Below are 24083 nucleotides of genomic sequence, written 5' to 3' on the forward strand. Positions count from 1 at the left end.
TGTACTTAGTTGAAAGAGTCATACACAATTTAGAAGTTTCAGCTGATTAAAACCTTCTTATTCTTCCTTATTCCGCAGTTTTGAGTAACCGAATAGACTCAACATTATTCCTAATAATACCAAAACCAAAGGAAGTATGAAATTTTGTTTCTTCTCAGTAGTCTCTCTAACTTCTTTCACCGAAATTACTTTTTCCTTGGGTGTTATTTTTTTATCTTCCGATTTTTTCTCAAGTTTAACTTCTTCTTGAGCCAATTTCTGCTCCATTTTTTGGACTTGAGATTCTTGTTCTACTTTTTCCGTACTACCTGAACGTTGACCTTCTTGTTCTTGGTAGCTAGGTTGAATTTCAGTTCGACGGTGTTCAGTTGAAGCCTGAAGCGGGACTGAAACTTGAGGTTGCACCTCAGATGGTTGATGAACTTCCGCTGGAGATTGAGCGTCTGTAACTTGCTCTTCGGACTTACGAGAGAGTTCTTGAACTTGAGGTTGAACCTCAGATGGTTGAGGGACTTCCACTGGAGATTGAGCGTCTGTAACTTGCTCTTCGGACTTACGAGAGAGTTCTTGAACTTGAGGTTGAACCTCAGATGGTTGAGGGACTTCCGCTGGAGATTGGGCTTCTGTAGATTGCTCTTCGGATTGGCGTGGGACTTCTTGAGCCTGAGGTTGGATTTCAGTCTGATGGGTTATTTCTTGTTCTTGGCGCTTAGTTTCCGCTAATTTCTCCATCTCTTGGTGTTGAGCATCTTGTTCTACTTTAGTTTTTTCTTTCACTTCCTCATTCTTTTTCGCCTCATCCTGCTGTTGGCCTTCGGACTCTTGCAGCTGAGGAGTTTGCAATGTCTCCTCATTGGTTGTTTCCTCGGCTTTACCACTTTCAACTTCTTCTACTTTTTTCGATCCGTCTTGTTTTGGGGTTTCTGTTTCTTGAGCTTGTGAGACCTGTGTTTCCTCATTTTCTTCTATTGGTTCGTTTTTAGTTTCATTTTCTTGTCCTTCTTGAACATTTTGACCATCGTCTTGTTTATGTTCTTGCTCTTGTTTAGAACTTTCAGTCTCATTTAGTTGAGGGGACTTTCTCTCTTCTGCCTTTATTGACTGCTGAGCCATGTTCTCTGCATCTTCTTCCAGAGTCACTGTTTCGATATTGGAAGCTAGATATTCACCATTCGCTCTAGTACGGATGTCATATTTTCCAGAAGCTAAACCAGTCAAAATATTACCAGGACTGTGATACCAAGTTTCATCGCCTTGGCGTCGGTATTCCATTTCCTTACTTACCCCGACGATTTTACCTGATAGAGCCTTAGCAGTAACAGGGTCTTTCATCTTTTTAACAGCGATATGCTGAATGGCTGAACCTAGGGCCTGATCCGTCTCTGGCACTCGAAGATAGATGTCTACTGTACCAATGCCAGTCAGCTCAACCCGTTCACCTTCTATAACTGTCCAGTTATTCTGACCAATCCGATACTCCATTCCGGGTTTAACATTTGAAAGGTAGCCTTGGTGTTCACCTGTTGCCGTAAAGACAGCTGTAGGTTTCTTTGCCTGATTGACTTGGATAGGAAGGGTTGGGTTGTCAAATTTAAACTGGTGTTGGCGCTTATGGATAGCTACCGTAACACTTGCATCCGTCAATTTCTTTGGCTGGTCAAGAGTCAGTTTGTAAGTAGTCTCATCCACCTTAGTCGCATTGACCAGTCTAGCTCCTGTCACGGTAAAGTTAGCGGCATTCAGCTCCACAGCCTTATCAAGTGTCACCAAAATACTTGAAACCTTAGCAGAACGATCTGTTTCATCAACCTTGAATTGCTCCACTTTGAAACTAGGCTCACCATCCTTTGTATTCCATTTAGGGAATAATTTCACAGCAAAACGGTGAAGCTTATAGCCACCATAGTTTAAAGTGTGTGTCTTATAAAGTCCATGCCCTAAAATATCAGCTAGTTTATCACCAATATGGTGCAAGGACATATCAGCAGGGGTCATCACTTCTAACACTGTATTCAGTTCCTTAAAAGGCACTTTTTGATATTGCCTATCTAAAACAGTGCCGACCTCTTCAATAGTCTTAGCCAGAATACCTTTTTGCTCAAATCCGTAATATCTGTAACGTTCTCCTGACTTATCTTCTGAAAATGCAAAGTAGTCACGTTTAGCACCCGATGCTAGTTTAAAATCCTGATCATGAATAAGGAAATACTTGTTTTTGTGATTGTATCCCCTATCCTGACTGTAGGGTCTTGTGGAGTTTCCGGGATAATCCCAGGTTGCATCAACATGGTACCATTTTCCATCCAGTTCGACAATATTCCAAAGATGGAGTTCGCCGCCAGTGATCTTGCCCATTTTGGTATGGTTGGGGATTCCCATCTTATCCAACATCAGTTTGAGGGCGTTGGCATAACCAGCACACACAGTTTGTCTTTCGACAAGAGCTGAGTAGGCTGTTTGGTCTTCCCCAGGTCTATCAACATAATGAACATTTTCCACCAACCAATCATGAGCAGCCTTAACTTTTTCAACATCTGATAAGTCGGCAAAGTTTTTGATAATATCATCAGCCATCTTGTTAGCCGCTTCGTCTTGACGAATGGCTTCCATCTCTTTTGTACCAGGTAATTTGACGGAAGCGTGGTACAAGTGTTGATTATAGTTAGCCCATAGTTCAACACGTTGCGTTTTTTCTTGATTATTCAAGTTTTTCACGGTTCCATTTGAGTCCAATTGGAGAAGTTGGGAGTTATTTTCACCTTTTACAAACTCACCAGCCTGATAAACCTTATCCTCAGGGTATCGAGTTTGCACATACCAATTGACTTGCTCTGTGACATCGCTTCCATCGGGATTTTTCAGGGATAATTGAACAGATTCACCAGCTTTGATAGTCACTTCATTTTCTGAAAGTTTAAACTGTTGATCGTCGTAATAGTTAGACGCAGGGATATCAGCAATAATCTGCTTCATTTCCTCCGTTGAGGTAGTTGAAAGTGTTGGACTCTCAACCACAGGATTTGTAATTTCACCTGTAGGGAAGACCTCAGAAGCGTCATTGCTTGAGTCGTCTCCTCTTGTATCTTTTGCAACTAGCAGTGTTGAGTTTTTTGCTCCAACTTCTGCTGCTTGTACAGTTGAAGTTTGTCCAGCTAAAAAGAAAAAGCCAATCAACACTGAACCCACACAAAGGCTCATTTTTCTGATGGCATAGCGTCTCTGTTTGTCCGCATTTTGACGATAATTCACAATATTGTTCACCTTTAAATAATTAAATTATATAGGATTCGTAAAAATCCTCACTCATTATATATTTTTGAGCTCAAATTAGCAAGCATAACATTCTTTTTTTAATGATTTTCTACAGAAAAAATACAGATTATATACACATAAAAAATACACAGAAGATTTTAAGGCTAAAAATAGGGTGATAGCTACCAAGATTGTACAAGGTAATCAAGTAAGAAAACTACCCTCTACTTCGCTAGCCAATACTCAATGAAAATCAACATCGAAATCGAATTAAGTGATACAAGTTCGGTTAGAATGAGTAGATAGGACCGAAAACCATCACATCAAGTCAGTAAAATCTGGGTTTGATTTTTGAAAAGTATAAAAAAAACTCCTTGCCACCTCATTACAGTTAGCAAAGAGCTTCCTTAATTTGGAAAATCCATCATCGTTTGTTGGGAAGAAATCACAATTGAATAATTACCTCATTCTTTTGCACTTTGATAGTCATTCACAATCGCTCCCCTTTTTGTATTTTTTATAGGATGCATCTACTTTATAGAATCCTTTGCTGTCTTGTAATATATCACTACGGTTAACAGTTACAACAAGATGCTTTTGATTAGAGCACAATGTAAAAATACCAAAGCAATATATAAACAACAAACGATTGGATTCACTTAGTTCCCCTTGAATATTCCTATTTGACAATACCTGGAATGATGCTGGAACGGCGATAATGATTTTGCAACTTCTGTATATAAAGCGCCAAGTTCACCAACTCTTTTGGTGCATGACAAGTAAGGGCAGTCAATTCCGCATTAACATAGCGTCCTAAACGATCTGCTATCAAATAAATATTTTCTGATTTATCTAGTTCCTGAGCTATTCCAAGTATTTTTTCTCGCAAGATAGGTGTTATTTCCCCTTCTGATAAACTATAAACTGCTGAAAGATAACCATAAAATTCTTCCTTACTTCTTTTTAGCATGTAAATAACTCCTTCTAAAACTCTCTAATCATTCATCTTACTTAAAATACTAGGTTCGATTCTTCTATTTGAAAGATTCGCACTCATATAATATGTATCATACTATAGCACCACCTCCTAATTTTGTCAAAAAAAAGACTGCCCATAAGCAGTCTAATCTATTCTTAAAATGAATTTGGATCAACCTTGATACCAACACCTTGTGTTGTTGTAATAGACACTGAAGTCATGTAAGTACCCTTCGCTGTAGCTGGCTTAGCCTTAACCATTACATCGTGGAAAGCTTTGAAGTTTTCAACGAGTTTATCAGCATCAAATGATACTTTACCGATAAGAGCTTGTACAATACCTGCCTTATCAGCACGGTAGGTGATTTTACCACCTTTAGACTCTTCAACTGCTTTAGCAACATCCATTGTTACTGTACCAGTTTTAGGGTTTGGCATAAGGTTACGAGGACCAAGAACACGTCCAAGACGTCCTACAACTGCCATCATGTCTGGAGTTGCGATAACAACATCAAAATCCAACCAACCACCATTGATTTTAGCAACAAGGTCATCTTCACCAACAAAATCTGCACCAGCAGCTTTTGCTTCTTCCGCCTTAGCACCACGTGCAAAAACAAGAACGCGTGAAGTCTTACCTGTTCCGTTTGGCAATACCATTGCGCCACGGATTTGTTGGTCTGCTTTACGGACGTCAATATTCAAGTTATATGCAACTTCAACTGATGCATCAAACTTTGCAAAGTTTGTTTCTTTTGCAAGAGCAACAGCTTCTTCTACGCTGTAAAGTTTTGTGCTGTCGATTTTCTCAAGAGCAGCACGTAAGTTTTTGCTTTTTTTAGCCATATTTATATGTCTCCTTGTAATCAGATAATCTTGGGCGCTACTTAGTCAGTAACAGTGAATCCCATAGAACGAGCAGTACCTTCAATCATACGCATTGCAGCTTCCAAGCTGGCAGCGTTCAAGTCAGGCATTTTAGTTTCAGCAATTTCTTGTACTTGCGCACGAGTCACTGTCGCAACTTTTGTTTTGTTTGGTGTACCTGAACCTTTTTCAACACCTGCGGCTTTTTTCAACAACACAGCAGCCGGCGGTGTTTTCGTGATGAAAGTGAATGATTTATCTTCATACACAGAGATAACGACTGGGATGATCATACCAGCTTGATCAGCTGTACGAGCATTAAACTCTTTAGTGAATCCCATAATATTGATACCTGCTTGACCAAGTGCTGGTCCGACTGGTGGAGCTGGAGTAGCTTTACCTGCAGGAATTTGAAGTTTTACGAGTTTTTCGACTTTTTTAGCCATGATATAAAATCCTCCTATTGTGGTTTTGGCGGTAATTACAGATTTTTACCTCCCACAAGTATGTGTTTTACACATACCTTTTCATTATACATGATTTTAAAAGAATTGCAAGCTTAAAGTTTACTTTTTCTCATATTTTTTATAGAATGAAGGTATGTTTGAATCGATTATTTTTTTAAAAATTGCAGCCTTCCTATTTATCTTTTTAACCTTGGCAATTTCAATTATCGCTGTCAAGTTTTTTAAGCTACAAAAATGGAGATGGAATTTTGCTGACATCGCCTTTCCTCTCTATGCCATAGAGTTTTATCTCATTTCAGATAAAGCCTATTACAATAGTCTTCTCCCTCACCTTGTTTTTGCTCTATCATTTTTGGCAATCGGTCTCTGTGCCTTTTTCCTCTTTAAGAAAAAGGAATTTTCTTACAAGAAGTTCTTCAAATTTTTTTGGCGAGCTGGCTTTATTTTAACTTTCCTGATGTATCTTGCGTTGGTCATTGCTGTCTTTACGCTAAGCTCTTAACTCACAGCCATTCAAGCAATGTGCCACAAAATCGTAAAAGGCTTAGAACTCCAGTAAATGAGGTTCTAAGCCTTTTTTGGGGTAATCATTTTAAGAATTTTTGACCAGAGAAGAACTACTTGTCTAAACTCTTCTTATTCATGAATTTCAAGTGGAAGACCGTCTGGATCAAAGAAAAAAGCCATTTTTTTACCATTGAAATCGTCTATCCGTAGCTCTTCATGGCGGATAGCTAAACAATCAAATTCTGCTAAGCAGGCCTCTACATCTTCTACCCTAAAAGCGAGATGCCGTAATCCCGTGTGTTCTGGACTAGGTTGAACAGGACGCAAGGGAGCATCTGGCTTGATAAAAATTTCTAAAATCACGTTCCCCTTTTTGACATTGAAAAGAATGTCATTTTTTTCTGGACGGATATGTTCATCCAAGGGTTCAAATCCTAATTTTTCCACATAGAATGCTCTTGTTTTCTCATAGTTGCTTCCGATAATAGCGATATGATGGACTGCTTCAAACTTCATTACTGGTTTTCCAATACCTTTCTAGGTTTTGTACCTTCTGCTGGACCAATGACTCCAGCAGCTTCCAATTCTTCCATTAACCGTGTTGCTCGGTTAAACCCGACGGATAGCCGGCGTTGAATCATAGAGGCGCTAGCTTTTTGTGTTTCAACAACAAGAGCCCGTGCCTGCTCAAAGAGCGGATCACCACTACTATCTCCAAAGCCAGTATCACCATCTCCTTCCGTAACTTCTCCCGGATCAAAGTTTTCATCATAATCCGCCTCAGCTTGCGCTTTGATAAAGCCAACAATAGCCTCTACATCATCATCTGAAATGAAGGAGCCTTGCAAACGAACTGGATGATTTTCATCAATCGGTTTGAAGAGCATGTCTCCACGACCAAGGAGCTTCTCTGCTCCATTTTCATCTAAAATGGTTCGACTATCTGTACCACTTGACACAGCAAAAGCAATACGAGATGGCACATTTGCCTTGATAAGACCGGAAATGACATCAACAGATGGACGCTGGGTAGCCAAAATCATGTGAATCCCTGCTGCACGTGCCTTTTGTCCTAGGCGAATAATAGCATCCTCTACTTCCTTGCTAGCTACCATCATCAAATCTGCCAGCTCATCTACAATTACTACGATCAGTGGCAATGGAATTTGTTTTTCCTCTGAACGACTATTGAACTCTTCTACCTTAGCATTGTAGCCTTCCAAATTTCTGACACCGATATGGCTGAAAAGTTCATAGCGTTTCTCCATCTCATCAACTACTTTTTGGAGAGCACGCGCAGCTTTTCGTGGATTCGTCACAACTGGAATAAGCAAGTGTGGAATATCATTGTAGACAGACAATTCCACCATCTTAGGGTCAATCATCATAAACTTCACCTGATCTGGTCCTGCCTTCATCAAGATAGACGAGATGATGCCATTAACCGCTACAGACTTGCCCGATCCAGTTGATCCTGCCACCAACAAGTGTGGCATACGGGCTAGATTGAAAGAGCGCACCGAACCATTAACTGCTTTACCAAGTGGAATCTCCAATAGTCGGTCTGGATCAGTTTTAGACTGTTCCCACAGTTCACGGAAAGGAACGGTTGCTACCTCTGAGTTTGGAACTTCAATTCCAACAAGAGACTTTCCTGGAATAGGAGCTTCGATGCGGACATCCTTGGCCGCCAAAGCTAAAGCCAAGTCATCTGCTAGGTTGGAAATCCTATTGACGCGGACACCGACTGCTGGCTTGATTTCGTACTTGGTGACAGATGGACCAATTTCTGCCCGTTCTACTACCACCTTAATTCCAAAACTAGCAAAGGTATCTTCCAAAACCTTGATATTTTGACGGACAATTCGTTTCTCATTGGACTGACTCTTGGCTTTAATTGGAGCAAATAGGTCTATTGATGGAAGTCTGTAAGCCAAGCGCTGCTTGGGTTTGAAATCAATCTGTACATCCGCATCATCCTCGGTACTTTCAATGCTTTCAAACGGTCGCTGAACCTGCATGGGCTGAATAGATTCGTCATCCTCAGCCAACATAACCGGAAATTCATCTTCTGGATCCGTGTAGTCATACTCTGAGATAATGGGTACGGGTACCTGAACAGGCTCCTCATCTAGGATTTCTCCTGTCTCTTCGTCTATCTCTCCATTCAGAAGGGCAGCGTTTTGAGTTTCTTTCTCTTCTTCCAACTGGAGGCGCTCTTCCTCAAGACGAACCAATTCTCGTTGGCGTTTTTCTTCTCGTTCAGCCTGCTTTTGCGCGCGAAGCTCTGCTCTTTTTGCTTGTCCTTCCGTCAACTTTTCTTTGAGAAATGCCAAGCCATCCGCTACATCATAGACAGACCATGGACTTACAAAGAAAATCCCAAAGGCAATCAATAAAAAGCCGATAAAAAATGAGCCTGCATTGGCAAAGAGGAAGGAAACTGGCGCATAAAAGATACTTCCGACCACACCACCACCTAGAAAGGCTGTGACTTGAAACTTAGACAGATCTGTCAATGCCAATTTGAGGGTGTGATGAAATAAATCTGTTCCTGAATAGGTCCAGTCCAGATAGGCATGAAACTCAATCAGAAAGCCGATAACAATCAACCAAAAACCAGAAATTGTACCTTCCCTCTCACGCAGAATCTTAGGAATAAGGAGATAGACAAAAGCTCCAGCCAAAAGTAGGTAAGTCAGACTACCAAACAAGAGACGAAAGAGATTGTAACTGGTTACTCCAAAAATGCCTAAACGACTAGCCGTAAAGACAATAAACAGAAGTCCTAAAACTCTCAGGGTCGTATTTTTTACACGTTCTTGCTGGGCCAATTCTGCCTTGGTTGGTCTCCTGGTCACCTTTCCTTTTTTACTTGTCTTTTTCATAAAAACCTCAACTTTCTCAATCTCTTTATTTTACCATAATTGCAAAGAATTTTCATGATAAAAAAAGCCCTGCAAATACAGGACCTTTCTTGGAGTGAAAGAAAAATTTAGGATGTACTATCATAAATTAGTTAATTTACAAGCATCTTCAATATAAAAAGTTGAGGTTAGCGTTTCTTGACCATCATTCACAAAAATTTCTAGACAGTTCTTATCAAGAATAACTAAAAGCTGTTCAGCTTTAATAGTTGCAGCTCGACGAGTTGTCGACCATTCTTCCTCACCAACTTGCTGGATACGGAGGTGACTGCGGTCAATGTAAACCTCCTGAGTAGTCTTATCATAACCAAAGGTCAGATAATCGTTTTCATTCCCTAGTTTCAACGCTAGACTATCTTTCAAGTTTATGAACAATTTGCTTGCTGTCAGAATTGGTTGACCGACTTCTACTTCTTCTAATTGATCCAAAATTGTCGTTGGTAAGACTTGAACAAGTCTCTCTTCACGGTATTTTAATATACGCGGAAGGGTCATTTGCCCAAACCATTTATGACCTAAGTCATTAGTCACCAATTTCCGTCCCCATGTATGCATCCAAGCAATCATGACTCGCTGTCCTTGCGGACCTTCTGTCGTTTGTGCTGCATAGAAATCATGTCCATGGTCAATTTCTTTGAAAGTATCTGCTATAAATATCTTCTTATCCCAATCAACGTGACCTTTAACAAAAATATTGGAATTGATATTGACATAATGATTTTTATCTTTTTGGTAGCGCATCGGCGAGACAATCAAGTATTCTTGGCCATCAACTTCGAAATAGTCAGGACATTCCCAAACTGGACCTTGATGACCCTCACCTTTTAAGAAAATAGACTCAAATTGCCATTCCAATAGATTATCTGTTCCTAGCAGGACGATACATCCAACCCCATCTTTGTGTTTGGTCGCAACAACAGAATAGTATCTCCCATTTTTCTCGAAAATTTTTGGATCACGAAAGTCATTAGCAATCACTTCTTCTGGCAATAAATCTTCGGTTGCAACGGGATTTTGCTCAATTTTCTCAAAATGAATCCCATCTTTAGAGTAGGCCATATTCTGCACTTGTCTGACGGCGCCATCTTCTCCAACAATATTTCCCGTATACATCAGCCAGAGGACATCATCTTTGACAATCGCAGAGCCAGAAAAACAACCATCCTTATCATAGTCTTTATCTGGAGCTAGAGCAACTGGGAGATACTCCCAGTTGATCAAATCTTTACTTTTAGCATGTCCCCAATGCATCGGTCCCCATACACTATCGTAGGGATTGTATTGGTAAAAGAGATGGTATTCTCCCCTGAAAAAGACAAATCCATTAGGATCATTGAGCCAGCCAACTTCAGGAGAAAGGTGAACATGTGGTTTAAAATTCGGATTAACAGCCAGTTTTTCTGTTTGAATAAATTGATTGGCCTGTTCTACTGTTTTCACAGATAACCTCCTTTTTGATTACTGCTTTTCTTTGTATTTATTGTAGTACTTTTGCTTGATAGCAAGCCAGTCTGATAGACCATAACTTTCTAGTTCTTTAAGGTAATTATCCCATTCATTTTCTACCCCACCATTGACAATCCATTCTGCGCGCTTACGATAAATATAGTCGTTCATATCTGCTTCCACCTGAGCAATCTTATCCAAGTCCTCTTTCTCCATGAAGACACGTGGATAAATATCATCATTTTTTATGTAATCTAAGTAGGTTTTATGCATCAAATCCAAACGCCATTTAGCATCATCTGGCATAGTTGTAACTGTTCCGTAATATTTATCCAGAATCGCAAGCGGACCTCCAACTTCTGTTTTTTGACGGAGCTCACCTGGTGCTGTTCCATCTAATGGTAAATGTTTAAGACTATTAGTGGCTTTGTCGAACTCAAAAATATTTTGCTGAGATGCATCTCCGTAAGTTCCCCAGTTATTTTGTACAGACTGGAGGGGAGCATATTGGGCATCAATCCATTTAGCAGTAAGTTCTAGGTTTTTGTTAGCAGATGTGATAACCATCCGATCACGCTGGAAGCCCATGCCATTTGTACGGGTAATATGCTTGGTCCCATCTGGTCCTGCAAGTACTGGAAGAATATCGTAAGTGTCATTCATACCCGTGATATTTGCCTTATCCCAGGTAAAGTAGACACCGTAACGATTTTCACTGCCCTTAGCTAGGTAAGTATTCCAATCATGTTCGAAAGCTTCAGGATCAAGTAACCCTTTTTCCTTCAAACTACGCATGAACTGAACACCCTTTTTATAGTTCTCATTATCGGCAGTAAAATCAACTGTACCATCATTGTTAACAACTAAATGATCGTCATTATCTCCAATCCCAAAAGCTCCGAAAAGAATCTTGAAGTCTTCGTTACCACCTCCATTGATAAAGGACATTGGAATTTCATCTGCCTTACCATTTCCATTTGGATCTTGAGTCTTAAATGCTTCAAGAACTTTTACCAAATCATCTGTTGTTTTTGGCATTTCAAGACCAAGTTTCTTCAACCATTCTTTGTTGATCCAAGCAATACCATTTACTGTATGGATGGATTCTTTGCCCTCACCTAACTCTTCAATCCATGGGAAGGAATAGATGTGCCCATCTGGAGCTGTAATCATTGAACGGTATTTAGGATTTTCATCCAAAATTTTCTTAAGGTTTGGCATGTGTTTGTCAATCAAATCTTCAACTGGAACAATAACTCCTTGCTTGGACCAGTTCATCAATTCCACGTCAGAGGCTCCGTCATTATGAATAGCATCTGGCAAATCTCCTGATGCAATATCTAAATTCCGTTTTTCTCCAAAGTCAGACTGGTAATTCGTCCATTCGATATGAACGCCTGTTTCTTTCCCTAGGCGTTGAAAAATCAATTTATCATTTGGATTAGCTGGGGCCAAGGGAGAGCTGGCTGTCATGAATTTCAGAGTGACTGATTTTTCCAATGGAAACTGCACATTTTTCAAATTATAATCAGGACTTGAAGCTGTATTCTTTGAGCCACAAGCAGCGAGTAAAGCAGTACTTGCGAGAAGCGTAATAATTGTTTTTCCAAATTTGTGTTTCATTCGAAACAACCTCCTATTTTTATAAAGATTTCATAAAGTTCTATTTAGATTAACCCTTTAAAGACCCTGCCATGATACCCTTATCAAAGTATTTCTGGAAGAATGGATACATGACAATGAGTGGCAAGCTAGAGATGACAATTGTTGCGTACTTAATCATTTCTGCAATTCGCTTCATCTCATTCATCGCAGCCTGAGCCCCAATCATATCCTTAGCAGGCTCGCTTTGAATAAGGATTTTCCTGAGAACGAGCTGAAGAGGCTCTAGGTTTGGATCTTTTATATAAATCATGGCATCAAAATACGAGTTCCACTGGCCAACAAAGGCATAGAGGAAAAGGACGAACATAATTGGTTTTGCTAACGGAAGCATAATTTTCAAGAAAATCTGAAACTCATTAGCACCGTCCATGACCGCTGCTTCTACCAATTCATCTGGTAAACCTTGGAAATAAGTTCGAGCCAAAATGATATTCCAAACATTTACAGCACCTGGCACAATGATTGCCCAAACTGTATTTAACATCCCTAAATCTTTAACCAAGAGATAGGTTGGTACTAGACCACCTCCAAAAAACATGGTGAAGACAAGGAAGGCATTGATTCCTTTCTTTCCGACTAAATCTTTCTTAGATAATGGATAGGCTGTCATAACCGAGATAGCTACTGTCAAAAAAGCAAAGGAGAAAGAATAAAAGAGCGAATTGAAAAATCCTCTAAGGATAGATTGATCTGAAAATACCCGTTGGTAACCCTCAACGGTCCAATCCTTAGGATTAAAACTAATCCCCTTGCTGACTAATACCTGCGGATCCATGAAGGATGCAACTAGAATGTAAAGCATAGGAACCACAGTAATCAAGACAAGAAAACCTATCAATATCTTGTTGACAACGAGCATACGCTTGTCAAACTTTGTATACATTTGCGTATTCATAAAAAACTCCTTATAATCCTTGTCCGTCATTGATGCGCTTTACAATTTTATTAACAGCAATAAGTAAGATAATATTGATTAAGGCATTGAACAACCCCACAGCTGTTGAATAGGAGTAATTCCCTGATACCAGACCAATTTTATAAACATAGGTAGAAATAATTTCTGAACTAGTCAGGTTGAGAGAGGTCTGCATCAGAAAGGCTTTTTCGTAACCAACATTCATAATACCTCCCGCTGCCAGAATAAATTGGATGACCATAACCGATTTGAGAGCAGGTAAATCAATATGCCAAATGCGTTGAAAAATATTGGCACCATCTAATTTTGCGGCCTCAATCAGCGCGGGATCAACATTAACTAGAGTTGCTGTATAGAGGGTAGAAGCCCATCCCATTCCTTGCCAGATACCACTTAAGATATAGAGCGGTCTGAAGAAATCTGGATTCGTCAGAAAGTTTGCCTCAATTCCCAAAATGCCAAGTAAGGAATTGACTGGTCCACCTACAGAGAAAAAGAGAAAAATCATACCGACAATCACGACAACGGAAATAAAATTCGGCGCATAAAGTATTAGCTGAATTCGTTTTTTAGCTTTGTCACTCAAGAGCTGATTGAGCATAATTGCTAAAATGATGGGCGGTAGGAAACCTAAGAGAAGTCCATAAACACTCAATTTCAAAGTATTAGAAAGGAGGACTCCAAAGTTAGGAGAGGAAAGAAATTTGGCAAATTGTTCAAATCCAATCCATGCACTGCCTAAGACACCCTTCAAGGGGTTGTAATCCTTGAAAGCAATCAAAACACCATACATGGGAACATAGCGAAAGATGAAGGTTAAAATTAAACCTGGCAATAACATCAACAACAAAAGCTTCTGCTGCTTCATTCTTTCCCAAAGAGTGGTCTGCCGAAGTTTCAATGTTTTCATAAGTAAACCTCTTTTTTGAAACGTTTCAATTTGTTTTGTTTTAAGAAAGAGGTTACCCTCTTTTTTGAAACGTTTCATTTTTCTTTAAAAATAAAATCAACCAACTTGATGATTTTATTTTATCATTGTAACCGTTTTCTGTCAACCCCTATTTTCTATTTTTTGTTGTTTTTCCTTCAACATAGGAAATGGGTAGGATAACTTGAAGGGGGCGATCTTTTTTATCAATAATATCTAATAGGCAAGCAACTGCCTCTTTAGCCAATAAGTCCAAAGGTTGACGAATGGTAGAAAGAAACATTTGTCGCTCTTCTGCCATTTGAATTCCATCATAGCCGATAACCTGCACATCGTCTGGCACTTGTCTTCCTAATTTTTCCAAAATGGCCAACGTATCCAAGGCTGCAAAATCATTGATGGTGAAAATAGCATCAATTTGCGGGTGCTTCACTAAAAAATCTTCCACCTGTCCCATGAAGTCTGCATAAGGCTCTTCCAAATCTAAGATATGACATGGATAACCCGCTTCCAAAATACGTTTTTCAAAATATAATCTGCGTTTTTTAGTCTCGTTAATCGTTCTGTTATGTCCACCAATGAAGGCAAAATGACTTCCTCCTCTTTCGATTAAAATATCTGCTGCCAACTCCGCACCAGCCTGATTATCTGAACTAACACAGGCTATCGCTTTATTTTCATACGTCCTATCTATACTAACAAAAGGAATATTCGAGGAAAGATAATCATCAATAGGACTATACGTAATTGCGATAATCCCATCTACCTTATTTTGCTGGAGCATCATCAAATAGTCTAGTTCTCTTTTAGGACCACTGATATTGCAAAGTAATAACTTATAGTTTTTCCTGCTTAACTCAACTTCCACATGGTAGGCAAATTCACCAAAAAATGGGTGCCAAACAGTTGGAATAATGAGAGCAATCGTCTCTGTTTTATTTTTTTTCATCCCCCGAGCATAAACATCGGGAATATAATTCAACTCTTTAACCGCAGCATTTACTTTCTCAAGGGTGGTCTCCTTAATTCCTGATTCATTATTTATAACGCGCGATACCGTTCCGACGCTGACACCAGCAAGCCTAGCTACATCTTTCATAGTAATTGACTTTTGTATTTCCATCTTTGCTCCCCTTGTTTTTTGAAACGTTTCAATGTTTGTTTCAGGATACCACTGTTAGCGTTTTCTGTCAAGAAAAATAGACAAGCTCTGCTCGTCTACATTTTCTTTTTTGGATGTTTGTCAATGACTTCTGGGTGATTTTCAAGAGCTGCTATGCCTTTTTCTGTCAAAGCATAACCACGAACAGAAAAATAAACTGCCAATTTTTCCTCTGTCAGGTGGAACTTGAGAGCAGTATCTAAATCGGCCGCTTTCATTTTAGAAAGACCTGTCACACCTTCTGCTTTGAGAATATTTTTCTTAACCATTGAGGTAATATGGTTCAAGGAATCAAAAGCGGATTCTAAATAAACATAGCCTTCCGCTAACAAATTCTTCATGTGAGCTGGTCCGTCAATGCCATAGGTGTACTCAAAATATTTTGAGTATGGAGTAGTCGTTGTAAAAGTACCAAAGTGGACACGCCAAAGTAGAATAATATCTCCCGCTAGCAAGCCTTCTTCTAGGCGAACCATATTGCGTTTAGGAACTGGTTTCGCTTCTAGAAACCAGCTAGCCAAGTCACGTTCTGGAGAAATATAGGGTTTAACTTCATGGTCTTTATACATTTCCTCAAGGCGTTTTTCAAATGACATTAGCTCACCTCACGAACTGCAAAATAGTTATCTTCATCATCACTAAAGTTGAAAACTTTCATACATCCCAAATCTATAATCGGATTCACATTGATTCCCTTAGCGATAAACTCTTGATATGTTTTTTCAAGATTTATCGAGCTCATTAGGATGGATGGCGTGACCAAATTCATATCTGGGTTCATAGCGGTAACTGCTGGCTTGTCATGAAGAACAAGCTGCACTTTACTGTCTATTTTTGGCGCAATAATGTACGAAATCTGTGTACCTTGTTTCTGGCGCTCTACACGTTCAAAACCAACTTTTTCTCTCCAGAACTGAGCCGAAGCTTCCATATCATTCACATAGAGCATTATCTGACCGAGTGATGAAATCATTTACTTATCTCTTTTCTTTTGTATAGCACTAACTCCTGCTATTATACACTAACCAAAGCTATCACAAAAGAAAAACGACTTTTCTTTTATAGGCAATGAAAAAATATAGGATAGCAGAGTAAATCACACCGAAGTAAGCAAGGTATGATTTAAATCAGGAAAATCATTTGAAACGTTCAAAACCTAGAAAACGCGTCCCTTGAAAATGCAAGGTGCCAGTATCTCCTTCTGCTAGCACAGCATAATCTTCTGAGCGTACCCGAAATTCCCTTCGTTGTCCATTCCAATCAAAGGTCATGTAATAGTTGGTACGAGCTATTTCATTGCCAAAAATGCGTGTTCTCTTGGTAACCAGTTTGGCTGAACAGGTTTCTCTAGGAGCTTGATTGTTTCGATGCCATTCTAGCAAATTTTTTATAATCTGAAAGCAAATCACTCCTAAAATAAGTGAGCTAATTACGTAAAATAACATCTGATGCACAGTCAAACCGAAATCAGGACTCGCAAACATACTGAAGCCTCCTCTACAAATTCCATATATCATCTGTAATTATATCATGTTTTAAAAAAAACTATGTCCGTAACATGCAGTGTAAAATTGAAAAATCAACTATTTCGTGGTAGAATGAGCATAATTTTGATCGATATTGAGAAAGGATTTTCTATGAAAAAAATGATAGCCCTTACTTTGGCTTCTAGTATTCTATTGACAGCCTGTGCAAACAAGTCCACTACTGGTAACAGTTCGACATCTGAAGCACCTAGCTCTAGTTCAACCCTAGCCACTACGACAGACACAACTGCTTCTAGTCAATATGCAAAAGACCTAGCCTATGCCATCAACAATCCTAACGCGACATTTCCACAACTCTCTAGCCAGATTGCAGAAAATGAGGCTGCTGTAAAAATCAAAACAACAGCAGGAGACATCACAATCAAACTCTTCCCCGAGCAGGCTCCACTGACTGTTGAAAACTTCTTAACTCACGCTAAAAACGGCTACTATAATGGAACCATTTTCCACCGTGTTATCAAGGGCTTCATGATTCAAGGTGGAGACCCTCTTGGAAATGGGACTGGTGGAAAATCTATCTGGTCTGGCAAAGAAACGACAATTGATGCGGGAAAAGGATTTAAAGACGAGATTTCTGCCTTCCTCTACAATATCCGTGGGGCGCTTTCAATGGCTAATGCCGGAGCAGGCACTAACGGTAGCCAGTTCTTTATCAACCAAAATACGACAGACATGTCCAGTCAGCTTTCTAGCTCCAAGTATCCTGGAAAAGTGATTGAAGCCTACAAAAATGGAGGAAATCCAAATTTGGATGGGCGCCATACAGTCTTTGGACAAGTTATTGAAGGTATGGATGTCGTGGACAAAATTGCTGCGGTAGAAACTGGTGAGCGCGACAAACCAAAAGCGGATATAAAAATCGACTCTATCGAGATTATCAAGGACTACACTTTCAAGAGATAATAAGAAAGGCGAGGACAAAAGACTTTTCAAGTAAAAATTCTTTGTTTCCACCCTTCATTCTTATTTTATCAAACGAAAAAGCGGACAAGCCTAGTTTTCTGAACTGCTCCCTGTCAAGTGGACAGTTCAAAAACTTTATTTTGTTCGCTTTTTGTAAAATCAATTAGTCTATAGATATTGGTTGTTTAGAACGATTCTCTGCAGTGACAATCTTTTTGTGACAAACTCTTTTCTACATGTCGCCTTATGGTTCATTTTATTCCCTAATAAAATGCAATTTGGGACAATAAGTCATGGAAAGAAAAGTTTAGAATTAGCGAGAATTCCTCGCTTACTATAACCAAGATGAACTAAACAACTATATTAGCTCAAAAAACAAGTTCCAATCAGGTAATCATAGACATAATCATTAACCTTGACATGCATAGCATCATGGGCGTATTCTGGTAGGATTTTCATTTCTTTTTCAACTTCTAGACGATTATAAATAGCAAATTGTGTTGATGGGGGACAAACACCATCTTCTAAGCCTGTCACTATCGCCACAGGGCATGAAATCAGATGGGCTAAGTTTTTTACATCAATATAAGCTAGAGTACGCAAGACTTCTTCTTCTGTTTCGTGGAAGGGATCTGAGAATTTAAAATAACGAAAAAGTTCATCGTAAGCTTCGCTATTATTACCCAGTTCTAAGACTCGCTTGAAGTCGGAAAGAAATGGATAGATTGCTAGTGTTTTACTGATATGAGAACTGAGAGCAGCGGCAACCAGAGCCAAAGCTCCGCCTTGTGAAGCTCCATAGGAAACTAGTCGCTTTTGATCAACAAAGTCTAAATTTGCTATAATTTCTATTAACTGATAAACATCTAAGTAGACATCCTTATAGAATAAATTCTCTGGTCCTGACACCATACCTCGGATGACTTGTCCCTTGACTGTTATCCCATCAAATTTACCCCAATCTTGAGATTGACCAGCTTGTCCACGGACATCCATAGCCACTACACCATAGCCAGCAGCTAAAAATTTTAAATTTTCGGACCAATCAGGTCCCTGACCTTGGTAGCCATGAAAATAAAAGAGAACGGGAACTGGATTCTCACTCCTTGGAAAAAGACATTTGGCAAAGACACTGGAGCCGTTGGTCCCAGTGAAAGTCAATTCATAACAACGGACATGATGAAGACCACATTCTTTTTCAGCTAATGCATAGGCGGGCAGAACTTCTAGCCTGTCTTTTTCTTTTTGCCAAAAAGCATCAAAATCTGTCGGAACTTCCTGCCTCCCTCGATAGCCTAGCATATCCTTCAGGGTCATATTGTCAATCATAAAAACTCCTCTGTAACTACAATCAATGAAAATGGAAACAGTCCAAGAAGGAAGACAAAAGGAGAGTCTCCATTTTCATAGATTTTATCTTAATCCTTGCTTTTGCTGGAAATGATAAAAAGCTCCCAACATGCCTGCTGCATTTTCATGCTGGGCAAAAGCTAAACGTGTATTATCGGCCAAACTTGGCACCAAATACTTCTTCATAGCAGTCTCAATCTTATCTTTCAAATAATCTTTCTGAGCCATGATTCCTCCACCAAGGATAACAACTTCTGGGTTAGCTACATAGCAAACATTGGCAATTCCCTGTCCTAGATAATCAACCATACGGTCAATGGCAGCAATACAATGAACGCTACCTGCCTTAGCTTCTTGGAAAATTTTGTATCCATCCCAGACTGCTTGATCTTGACCATGCAAAGCTGCTACATAGCGAATCAAGGCTGTAGTGGATGCTAAATCTTGAAAGGCACCATCTGACAGATGTAGATAACCAACTTCACAGGCAGCATTGTTAAAACCGTGAAAAATATGCCCATCAACTAACAAACAGCCACCAATTCCTGTACCTATCGTCAGGCAGATTGAAACCGAGCTACCTGTGCCTGCCCCAGAAATACCTTCTGCTAGCCCTGCACAGTTGACATCATTTTCAATCTCACAGGGAAGTCCAAAGTCTCCTTCAATCTCTGCTTTAAACTGTGTTCCAGCATAGTTTGGAATCTGCGGACCTGAGTAGAAGATTTCTCCCTTGTCAGGGTCAACCATACCTGCCGAGGAAATGGCGACACCAGCTAGAGGAGATTGAGCATGAAAGTCAGCGACCAATTTTTTAACCATTGCCAAGATATGAGGACCGCCCTTATGAGCTTCCGTATCCATCTTGTAACGCTCCAAAATCTGCCCTTCTTCACCAAGACGACCATATTTTATCTGTGTGCCACCAATATCAATAGCAAGATAGGTTTTCATATCAAACCTCCTAAATTCCAAATTTTTTCTTTGCCTCATTGATCATCAGAACGGCCTCCTCTACAATTTTTCTATCAGATTCTATCAAGCCAGTTAGAGGTTCACGAACCGAACCGATATTCAAACCATCGTTGAGGCGGATAACTTCTTTGATAACAGCGTACATGTGACCGTGACCTGATACCAACTTATCGATAATGGCATTGATGGTAGATTGTAGCTGGCGAGCTACTTCCAACTCCTTCTCGATGATTAACTGATTAAGACGGAGGAAAAGTTCAGGCATAGCACCATAAGTACCTCCGATTCCACCCTTAGCCCCCATCAAGCGCCCACCTAGGAATTGTTCATCCGGACCATTGAAAATCACGTAATCTTCGCCCCCCAGTCTGACAAAGGTCTCAATATCCTGAACAGGCATTGAAGAATTCTTCACACCAACAACCCTAGGATTCTTTACCATTTCTCTATAGAGATTTGGGGTCAGAGAAACCCCTGCTAGCTGTGGGATGTTATATATGATAAAATCTGTATCTGGAGCAGCCAGGCTGATTCCATTCCAATAGGCTGCGATACTGTGCTCTGGCAAGCGGAAATAAATCGGTGGAATAGCCGCAATAGCATCTACACCCATTTTCTGCGAATGACGAGCCAGCTCAATACTATCTTTCAGATTGTTACAGGCCACATGGTTGATAATGGTCAATTTTCCCTTAGCAACCGCCATCACTGCTTCTAAAACTTGCTTACGGTCTGCTATGCTTTGGTAAATACATTCACCGGATGAACCATTGACATAGAGTCCCTGCACTCCCTTGTCAATAAAATACTGAACCAGAGTCTTCACACGCTCTGAACTAATCTCACCAGCTTCATCATAACAGGCATAAAAAGCTGGAATAATACCATGATATTTTTCTAAATTTCTCATTGCATTTCCTTTTCGTATTTCGTGATAGTCTATAAAAATCAAACACAGACCTTATCAGCCTATCAGTAAGTATCTGCTCTCATTGAGTAAGATTGATTCGAGAAGCAAGTTCTCTGATAAACAAATAGGACAGAGCTGCATAGCCAAAGGACAGGAAACAGATCAAGCAAATTATCAGAGACAAGCCTGAGTGAAGCATAATAGCTACAAAAAGAACATAAGCCAGACTGACTTTGAAAGTCAAAGCCAACTCTTTTCCCAATAGCAGGATAGCCTGAAGGAACAAGCCTGACCACTTGAAGCAATAGCGACTTGCCAAAGGATAAGCATAGAACCAAAGAAGCTGGCTAAAGAGAAAGATAGCGATACAAAATGCTCGAAATCCATCAAAGACCAGACCAGATTGCCCCCAGACCAGATAAAGATCCAAAAGACAAAAACCTGTCACTCCGATTTCTACAACTGATAAAATGAAGCCACGTTTCCAGTGATGGGCAAATTGTCGCCAGTAAGTAGACCAAACCTTGATTTTTCCAAACTCATCCATTTCCCATAAACTTGCTTGAAGGGCTAGTTTGGCAGCTCCTAAGGTGATGAGGGGAAGGCTGGCCAGAGTCGTTAATAGATTCAAGAGCATCAAATCAAATAGTTTTTCTACCATTTGCCAAACAGGATGATTGACATCAAAGAAGGATTGAATCAAAGTTTTCTTTTCATTTTCTTTCATGGCTAACCTCCTCTACTCCTTTATCCCCGACAAACACCAATAATAGATGCAAAAATGACAAAATTGATACTAAATCTAAAACAGCTTCTCAGCACAATATCTGCTTGATTTTGCAGAGTATCAGTCATCTATCAAAACCTTAAACACGCACTTACGGACAGTTTTCTCACCACCTACCCACTGGTTAGGCTGATGAATCTCCCCGGGTAGAAAGATGGCAAAATAATCCCCGTCCAATAAACAATCTACCCACTTCTCCCCAGGAACAAAACCAATATCTCCCGTTTTATCAAACTCAGTATCTTCACCAACCAGACGACTGCCATAAGAGACCTGCTCCCGCCCCCTAATAACAAAATGAATATCGGCATAGCATCGATGGTATTCAAAAATAGACTGAGCCTCTTTCGACAAGGTATTTTCCTGAAGGAAATAATAAACATCTTGATCAGCAAGCTCATACCTGCCTAATTTTTGATCCCTAAAAATTCCTTGTTCCAAAGCAACTAAAGCCAAATCTAGATTTGGATGCAAGCCCATGTAATATGAGTAATTGCTAATATGATCATAAATCATACAAAACACTCCGTAAGATGGTAATTGGTTGCAGTCACCGTTAAAATATTACCCTTTAACTGCACCCATTGTAATCCCTTGGGTAAAGGATTTTTGAAAGACAAGAAAGACTGTCACAATTGGAACAGCCGCCATAGCTGCACCGGCCATGATGACTCCGTAGTTAGTTGCCATCTCGGCTTGCATTGTTGCAACTCCTAGTGAAATAGTCAAATTCTGCCGAGAAGTCAACATAACTAGCTGCATAAAGTAATCATTCCACGAGTTGATAAAAGTGAAGATTGCTAAAGCTGCAAAACCTGGCTTGACGATCGGAAAAGCCACATTCCAGAAGGTAGAAATCTCTCCACAACCATCAATTTTTGCTGATTCCAAAAGTTCTGTCGGAATGTTCTCTGAGAATTGTTTCATCAAAAAGACACCAAAAGGCCATCCAACCAGAGGCAAAATAACTGCTGCTAAGGTATCATGGATTCCCATAAAATTGATAATCCGTACCAAGGGAACCAAAACAACTTGCTTAGGTAGAGCCATGGCCGCGATGAAGATAGAAAAAAGTAGTTTTTGTCCATAGAAACGCTTCTTAGCTAGCACATAGCCTGCCAAAGAAGAAGTCATACATACCAAAATCATGGTTGTCAAAGAGATGAAAACCGAATTCCAAAGCCATTGGAGAGCTGGATTTTGTATAGTCAACTTAGTAAAGTTTTCCAAGGTCGGCTGGGTAGGCCACCATTGAGGTGGAATGATAATGGTATGGGGCTGTGACTTGAAAGCACCTGTCATAATCCAATAAAATGGAAAGATAAAGAGGATAGTCAGTAGGAGCAAAGCGATGGTCGAAATAACACTCAAAGGTGTAATTGCTTTCTTTTTCATCCGATCCTCCTTCCTAGTACTCTACGTCATTGCCCAAAATTTTGAATTGGGCAAAGGAAATAACCGCAATCATGATTGCCAAAAAGACACCCATAGTGTTGGCATAGCCATATTCTGATAATTTGAAGGCTTTCTCGTAAAGGTAGTACATCAAGGTAGATGTCGAATAGTTAGGGCCACCTGAAGTCAAAAGTTGTATCAGTGCAAAACACTGGAACGAGTTGATGGTTGTGATAACAGCAATGTAAAGAGTTGTTGGCAGAAGACTAGGCCACTTGATTTGCCAAAAAACCTGGCGCTCATTGGCGCCGTCCACACGCGCTGCTTCTACCAAGGAATTATCAATATTTCCAAGAGCTGCAATGTAAAGAATAATTGGCTGACCAACTGAAGTTGTTAAGAGAATGATGATAATCGCCAGGAGAGCCCATTGCTTATCTCCAAGCCAACTAATATTCTGATTGATAACACCACCTGATTTCAGAACAAAGTTCAAGATACCAGATAAGGGATCATAAATCCATTTCCAGACAACTGTCACAGCTACAGATCCCGTTACAACTGGCAGAAAGAAGACCGCCCGATAAAAGGAACGAGCGATTACATTCTTTTCATAAGTTTGTGACGCTACAAATACAGAAAAGAAAACAACAACCGGTACTGATCCCACCACGATAATCACTGTATTGATTAGGGATTTTATAAAAATCGGATCATTCAGCATCCGCACATAGTTATCTAGCCCTACAAAAGTAAAATCTGTCATCGTATAATTGAAGAAACTAGTGACAAATCCCATAATCATCGGAGCCAGCACAAATATAGTGAAGAAAATGAGAATTGGAGCTAAAAATGTATAGGATATGACAGTCTCCCGCATTCTAATTTTATTTATCTGCACTTATAACACCTCAATTCTAATGGTTTTGGTAGCCGGTAAAATCAACAAATGCCCAACAAAAATAGACTAACATTATGACTCTTGACACCTACCATTTTGATTTTTACAGAGTATGAAAAGCTCCCTTTCTTTATCTACGAATACTCAATGAAAGTCAGGCAATCTCGACTAGGCTATAGCTTGAAGCCTAATGAATACGA

The 24083-nt window shown here is 39.8% G+C and carries 23 protein-coding genes; 2 read left to right on the top strand and 21 right to left on the bottom strand.

The window, feature by feature from the left end:
- Positions 1–57: 57 nt before the first annotated feature.
- The 4 genes from BZG42_RS06850 to rplK form a co-directional block, all read right to left on the bottom strand.
- The gene (locus tag BZG42_RS06850; protein ID WP_155996340.1) at positions 58–3249 is read right to left on the bottom strand and encodes a transglutaminase domain-containing protein; all 3192 of its coding nucleotides are present in this window, start codon (positions 3247–3249) and stop codon (positions 58–60) included.
- A gap of 682 nt (positions 3250–3931) precedes the next feature.
- Positions 3932–4222 carry a hypothetical protein gene (locus BZG42_RS06855; protein WP_120171969.1) on the bottom strand — a complete coding sequence of 97 codons (291 nt, stop codon included), beginning with the start codon at positions 4220–4222 and terminating at the stop codon, positions 3932–3934.
- Positions 4223–4386: 164 nt separating this feature from the next.
- Positions 4387–5076 carry a 50S ribosomal protein L1 gene (gene rplA, locus BZG42_RS06860; protein ID WP_024532229.1) on the bottom strand — a complete coding sequence of 230 codons (690 nt, stop codon included), beginning with the start codon at positions 5074–5076 and terminating at the stop codon, positions 4387–4389.
- A gap of 41 nt (positions 5077–5117) precedes the next feature.
- Complete coding sequence (gene rplK, locus BZG42_RS06865) at positions 5118–5543, bottom strand: 50S ribosomal protein L11 (protein ID WP_002935890.1); 426 nt, start codon at positions 5541–5543, stop codon at positions 5118–5120.
- Between the two features lie 154 nt (positions 5544–5697).
- Here rplK and BZG42_RS06870 point away from each other — a divergent pair, with 154 nt between their 5' ends.
- Complete coding sequence (locus tag BZG42_RS06870; RefSeq protein ID WP_024532228.1) at positions 5698–6066, top strand: DUF3397 family protein; 369 nt, start codon at positions 5698–5700, stop codon at positions 6064–6066.
- A gap of 134 nt (positions 6067–6200) precedes the next feature.
- Here BZG42_RS06870 and gloA2 read toward each other — a convergent pair whose 3' ends face one another.
- From gloA2 to BZG42_RS06920, 10 genes are all read right to left on the bottom strand, one after another.
- Positions 6201–6587: an SMU1112c/YaeR family gloxylase I-like metalloprotein gene (gene gloA2, locus BZG42_RS06875; protein ID WP_024532227.1), complete on the bottom strand. Its 387-nt coding sequence runs from the start codon at positions 6585–6587 to the stop codon at positions 6201–6203.
- A complete protein-coding gene (locus BZG42_RS06880; RefSeq protein WP_155996339.1) occupies positions 6587–8959 on the bottom strand; it encodes a DNA translocase FtsK in 2373 nt (790 codons plus the stop codon). The genes gloA2 and BZG42_RS06880 overlap by 1 nt, the downstream gene beginning before the upstream one ends.
- A 120-nt stretch (positions 8960–9079) precedes the next feature.
- The gene (locus tag BZG42_RS06885) at positions 9080–10438 is read right to left on the bottom strand and encodes a glycoside hydrolase family 32 protein (RefSeq protein ID WP_155996338.1); all 1359 of its coding nucleotides are present in this window, start codon (positions 10436–10438) and stop codon (positions 9080–9082) included.
- Positions 10439–10456: 18 nt separating this feature from the next.
- Positions 10457–12067 (bottom strand): ABC transporter substrate-binding protein, encoded by a 1611-nt coding sequence (locus BZG42_RS06890; protein WP_155996337.1) that lies wholly within the window; start codon positions 12065–12067, stop codon positions 10457–10459.
- A gap of 49 nt (positions 12068–12116) precedes the next feature.
- On the bottom strand, positions 12117–13004 hold the full coding sequence (locus BZG42_RS06895) for a carbohydrate ABC transporter permease (protein ID WP_024532223.1): 888 nt from the start codon (positions 13002–13004) through the stop codon (positions 12117–12119).
- A gap of 10 nt (positions 13005–13014) precedes the next feature.
- Positions 13015–13935: an ABC transporter permease gene (locus BZG42_RS06900; RefSeq protein ID WP_155996336.1), complete on the bottom strand. Its 921-nt coding sequence runs from the start codon at positions 13933–13935 to the stop codon at positions 13015–13017.
- A gap of 148 nt (positions 13936–14083) precedes the next feature.
- Positions 14084–15076, bottom strand: coding sequence for a LacI family DNA-binding transcriptional regulator (locus BZG42_RS06905; protein ID WP_120171974.1), 993 nt, complete (start codon positions 15074–15076; stop codon positions 14084–14086).
- 95 nt (positions 15077–15171) lie between these two features.
- Positions 15172–15711 carry a hypothetical protein gene (locus BZG42_RS06910; RefSeq protein WP_120171975.1) on the bottom strand — a complete coding sequence of 180 codons (540 nt, stop codon included), beginning with the start codon at positions 15709–15711 and terminating at the stop codon, positions 15172–15174.
- Positions 15711–16088, bottom strand: a complete 378-nt coding sequence (locus tag BZG42_RS06915) for a VOC family protein (RefSeq protein WP_155996335.1) — start codon at positions 16086–16088, stop codon at positions 15711–15713. Before BZG42_RS06915 ends, BZG42_RS06910 begins: the two co-directional genes overlap by 1 nt.
- A gap of 163 nt (positions 16089–16251) precedes the next feature.
- Positions 16252–16599, bottom strand: coding sequence for a DUF2500 domain-containing protein (locus BZG42_RS06920; protein ID WP_155965412.1), 348 nt, complete (start codon positions 16597–16599; stop codon positions 16252–16254).
- A gap of 153 nt (positions 16600–16752) precedes the next feature.
- Here BZG42_RS06920 and BZG42_RS06925 point away from each other — a divergent pair, with 153 nt between their 5' ends.
- A complete protein-coding gene (locus BZG42_RS06925; RefSeq protein WP_155996334.1) occupies positions 16753–17565 on the top strand; it encodes a peptidylprolyl isomerase in 813 nt (270 codons plus the stop codon).
- A 363-nt stretch (positions 17566–17928) separates the two neighbouring features.
- Here the strand turns inward: BZG42_RS06925 and BZG42_RS06930 are convergent, their stop codons facing one another.
- The 7 genes from BZG42_RS06930 to BZG42_RS06960 form a co-directional block, all read right to left on the bottom strand.
- Positions 17929–18894 (bottom strand): alpha/beta fold hydrolase, encoded by a 966-nt coding sequence (locus tag BZG42_RS06930; RefSeq protein ID WP_024532216.1) that lies wholly within the window; start codon positions 18892–18894, stop codon positions 17929–17931.
- 84 nt (positions 18895–18978) lie between these two features.
- Positions 18979–19869, bottom strand: coding sequence for an ROK family protein (locus BZG42_RS06935; protein ID WP_024532215.1), 891 nt, complete (start codon positions 19867–19869; stop codon positions 18979–18981).
- Positions 19870–19879: 10 nt separating this feature from the next.
- A complete protein-coding gene (locus BZG42_RS06940; RefSeq protein WP_155996333.1) occupies positions 19880–20800 on the bottom strand; it encodes a dihydrodipicolinate synthase family protein in 921 nt (306 codons plus the stop codon).
- 79 nt (positions 20801–20879) lie between these two features.
- A complete protein-coding gene (locus tag BZG42_RS06945; RefSeq protein ID WP_155971386.1) occupies positions 20880–21527 on the bottom strand; it encodes a DUF624 domain-containing protein in 648 nt (215 codons plus the stop codon).
- Positions 21528–21647: 120 nt separating this feature from the next.
- Positions 21648–22103 (bottom strand): YhcH/YjgK/YiaL family protein, encoded by a 456-nt coding sequence (locus tag BZG42_RS06950; protein WP_155962736.1) that lies wholly within the window; start codon positions 22101–22103, stop codon positions 21648–21650.
- Positions 22104–22151: 48 nt separating this feature from the next.
- Positions 22152–22982 (bottom strand): carbohydrate ABC transporter permease, encoded by an 831-nt coding sequence (locus BZG42_RS06955; protein WP_024532211.1) that lies wholly within the window; start codon positions 22980–22982, stop codon positions 22152–22154.
- A 13-nt stretch (positions 22983–22995) separates the two neighbouring features.
- Complete coding sequence (locus BZG42_RS06960; protein ID WP_024532210.1) at positions 22996–23883, bottom strand: carbohydrate ABC transporter permease; 888 nt, start codon at positions 23881–23883, stop codon at positions 22996–22998.
- Positions 23884–24083: the final 200 nt, after the last annotated feature.

The organism is Streptococcus sp. DAT741, from assembly GCF_009866825.1.
Taxonomy (GTDB): domain Bacteria; phylum Bacillota; class Bacilli; order Lactobacillales; family Streptococcaceae; genus Streptococcus; species Streptococcus ruminantium.

Coding starts and splice junctions, on each gene's coding strand:
- BZG42_RS06855 (WP_120171969.1), bottom strand. CDS start 4,222: ATGCTAAAAAGAAGTAAGGAAGAATTTTATGGTTATCTTTCAGCAGTT.
- rplA (WP_024532229.1), bottom strand. CDS start 5,076: ATGGCTAAAAAAAGCAAAAACTTACGTGCTGCTCTTGAGAAAATCGAC.
- rplK (WP_002935890.1), bottom strand. CDS start 5,543: ATGGCTAAAAAAGTCGAAAAACTCGTAAAACTTCAAATTCCTGCAGGT.
- BZG42_RS06870 (WP_024532228.1), top strand. CDS start 5,698: ATGTTTGAATCGATTATTTTTTTAAAAATTGCAGCCTTCCTATTTATC.
- gloA2 (WP_024532227.1), bottom strand. CDS start 6,587: ATGAAGTTTGAAGCAGTCCATCATATCGCTATTATCGGAAGCAACTAT.
- BZG42_RS06880 (WP_155996339.1), bottom strand. CDS start 8,959: ATGAAAAAGACAAGTAAAAAAGGAAAGGTGACCAGGAGACCAACCAAG.
- BZG42_RS06890 (WP_155996337.1), bottom strand. CDS start 12,067: ATGAAACACAAATTTGGAAAAACAATTATTACGCTTCTCGCAAGTACT.
- BZG42_RS06895 (WP_024532223.1), bottom strand. CDS start 13,004: ATGAATACGCAAATGTATACAAAGTTTGACAAGCGTATGCTCGTTGTC.
- BZG42_RS06900 (WP_155996336.1), bottom strand. CDS start 13,935: ATGAAAACATTGAAACTTCGGCAGACCACTCTTTGGGAAAGAATGAAG.
- BZG42_RS06905 (WP_120171974.1), bottom strand. CDS start 15,076: ATGGAAATACAAAAGTCAATTACTATGAAAGATGTAGCTAGGCTTGCT.
- BZG42_RS06910 (WP_120171975.1), bottom strand. CDS start 15,711: ATGTCATTTGAAAAACGCCTTGAGGAAATGTATAAAGACCATGAAGTT.
- BZG42_RS06915 (WP_155996335.1), bottom strand. CDS start 16,088: ATGATTTCATCACTCGGTCAGATAATGCTCTATGTGAATGATATGGAA.
- BZG42_RS06920 (WP_155965412.1), bottom strand. CDS start 16,599: ATGTTTGCGAGTCCTGATTTCGGTTTGACTGTGCATCAGATGTTATTT.
- BZG42_RS06925 (WP_155996334.1), top strand. CDS start 16,753: ATGAAAAAAATGATAGCCCTTACTTTGGCTTCTAGTATTCTATTGACA.
- BZG42_RS06930 (WP_024532216.1), bottom strand. CDS start 18,894: ATGATTGACAATATGACCCTGAAGGATATGCTAGGCTATCGAGGGAGG.
- BZG42_RS06935 (WP_024532215.1), bottom strand. CDS start 19,869: ATGAAAACCTATCTTGCTATTGATATTGGTGGCACACAGATAAAATAT.
- BZG42_RS06940 (WP_155996333.1), bottom strand. CDS start 20,800: ATGAGAAATTTAGAAAAATATCATGGTATTATTCCAGCTTTTTATGCC.
- BZG42_RS06945 (WP_155971386.1), bottom strand. CDS start 21,527: ATGAAAGAAAATGAAAAGAAAACTTTGATTCAATCCTTCTTTGATGTC.
- BZG42_RS06950 (WP_155962736.1), bottom strand. CDS start 22,103: ATGATTTATGATCATATTAGCAATTACTCATATTACATGGGCTTGCAT.
- BZG42_RS06955 (WP_024532211.1), bottom strand. CDS start 22,982: ATGAAAAAGAAAGCAATTACACCTTTGAGTGTTATTTCGACCATCGCT.